This is a genomic window from Westiellopsis prolifica IICB1 (assembly GCF_004323185.1).
In the GTDB taxonomy this organism is placed as follows: domain Bacteria; phylum Cyanobacteriota; class Cyanobacteriia; order Cyanobacteriales; family Nostocaceae; genus Pelatocladus; species Pelatocladus prolificus_A.
This window is the reverse complement of the sequence record NZ_NAPS01000002.1, coordinates 517992-520248: the sequence shown is the minus strand read 5'-3', so window position 1 is coordinate 520248 and position 2257 is coordinate 517992. Positions and strand designations below refer to the sequence as shown.

Annotated in this window: 2 protein-coding genes; both read right to left on the bottom strand. The window is 45.0% G+C overall.

The window, feature by feature from the left end:
- Window positions 1-245: 245 nt before the first annotated feature.
- Window positions 246-1058: a pyrroline-5-carboxylate reductase gene (proC, locus tag B4U84_RS16530; protein WP_131119531.1), complete on the bottom strand. Its 813-nt coding sequence runs from the start codon at window positions 1056-1058 to the stop codon at window positions 246-248.
- Between the two features lie 70 nt (window positions 1059-1128).
- Window positions 1129-1728, bottom strand: a complete 600-nt coding sequence (locus B4U84_RS16525) for a cell division protein SepF (RefSeq protein WP_131119529.1) — start codon at window positions 1726-1728, stop codon at window positions 1129-1131.
- Between the last annotated feature and the right edge of the window lie 529 nt (window positions 1729-2257).

The window sequence follows — 2257 nt, the reverse complement described above, 5'->3', positions numbered from 1 at the left end:
TTTGATAACTGATAACTGATAAGAGAGAACTGAGAATACAGCGTCGGGGATTGAGCGTTGGGCGTCTGGGGTCAAGAGTTCGGTGATTTGCGTTTTCGCCCTGCGCCCTGCTAACCGCTCTCGTCCCCCTTATCCCCCTTGTCCCCCTTGTCTCCCCACACTTCCTTGTCCCTTGTCTCCCTTGTCCCCCTTGTCTCCCTACACTTCCTTGTCCCCGATCTCCGATTCCCGATCCCCGATCTCTTTCATTTCCCTAACTCCTGAGAACGGATGGTAGCAGCTTTGACTGCTTCAATCAGAGCAGAGCGAAATGCTGAACGTTCTAGCTGGGCAATACCAGTAATTGTGGTTCCGCCGGGACTGGTAACACGATCTTTGAGTTCTGCGGGGTGGATTTTGGTTTCATGTAATAAATGAGCAGTTCCCAAAACTGTTTGTAAAGCTAGTTGATTGGCGATCGCTCTGGGTAAACCTGCGGCGACTCCTCCATCTGCCAGTGCTTCTACCATTAATGCCACGTAAGCTGGTCCACTACCTGATAAACCAGTAACTGCATCCATTTGTGATTCTGGGACTTCTACTACTTCCCCCACTGCTGAAAATAACTTCCGTGCTATTTCCAGATGTTTCATGTGGGTGTAAGCACCAGGAGTAATCGCAGTCATCCCTGCACCTACGGTTGCTGGCGTATTTGGCATTGCTCGAATTACTGGTAATTGCCCAAAAGCAGCTTCTAAATTGGATAAAGTTACACCCGCCAATATCGAAACCACTAGTGGTGAATGTCTTTGATCAAGGACATCCGCTAATTCTTGAGCGATCGCACTGAAAATTTGCGGTTTAACAGCTAAACATACTACATCCGTTGTTTCGCTAAAAACCAAGCGGTTATCACTGGTCACAGCCACATTGTACTGATGCGCTAAAAAACTTTGGCGTGTGGGCTGTGGTTCACTAACAATCACTTCTGACGGATGATAAATCGAGCCACTAATAAGGCGGGATAATAAAGCTTCTCCCATTACCCCGCCGCCAATTAATCCAAATTTATGAGTCATTTGTCATTCGTCATTTGTCATTCGTCATTGGTCATTAGATTTAGACTATTGACTTTTGACTAATTTTAGATTACTGTACCATGCGATTGGGTTCATTTCCCCAAGTTTGATTGCTAGGTACAGGACGTGGCGTACGCACTGGTGGTTGAGGTACTTCGTGAAGAACTCCGCCTTGGGTACTAACTTGAACGCAACTAGGTGTAAACAAAAAGATGCTTTCGCCAATACGTTCTTGATGTCCATCCAATGCGTAAGTACCACCTGCAACAAAATCAACAGCTCGTTGTGCTTGATCAGGGTCCATAATTGTCAAGTTTAATACCACTGACTTTCGCTCTCGCAAGGCTTGAATCGCCTGTGGCATTTCTTCAAAAGTACGTGGTTCTAGTACTAAAACTTCTGAAATACCATTAATAGCACCGGGCATACCAATAACATTACTCATTGTTTTTGCAGAAGCAGTTGCTACATCTGGATTTGCATTCATTGTAGGCATGGGTTCACGCCAGCGTCGATTTGCTGAAGTAGCTTCTTGGGGTACAGGCTGTTGATTTTGCTCCTGATACAGATTCTGATAGGTTTCTGCTTCAGGTTCTTCTTCATAATACTCGTATTCTACTGGCTCATTTAAACCAACAAAGTCTCTCAGCTTAGAGAAGATATTGTTCATATTGTTACGCTCCTGGTGCAAATCACCTTCTGGGATCTGACAACAATTGATGCTGCCTACCTATGCCGCTATACAGAGCGGACGTTTTTGCAATTCTATAAGTTGTTTGTAACATGTACTACGGCGCAAACTTTTGAACGAACGTCCCCCTAGAACGTTTGTATCTAGCTTACACGCAATAATGAGTCAAGATTATAGCCTAACTATTTTTGAATGCAAAGTTGCTTTAACCCCAAAAATTTTATGTGTTTGCTTTTGTTTATACTTTATACTCAGTTATTTGCTACACCAACATCTTTGATAATTTCTTTGCAATAATTCTTAATAAAGTGAGGCTTTGCATCTACTCTTTCAAAATTAAGGATCGGGGATCGGGGATTGGGGATCGGGGATCGGGGATCGGGGACAAGGAAGTGTGGGGAGTGTGGGGAGACAAGGAAGCTCTTAGCAGGGAGCAGGGAGCAGGGAGCAGGGAGCAGGGAGACAAAGGAGAATAACCAATGCCCAATGCCCGATGCCCGATGCCCCA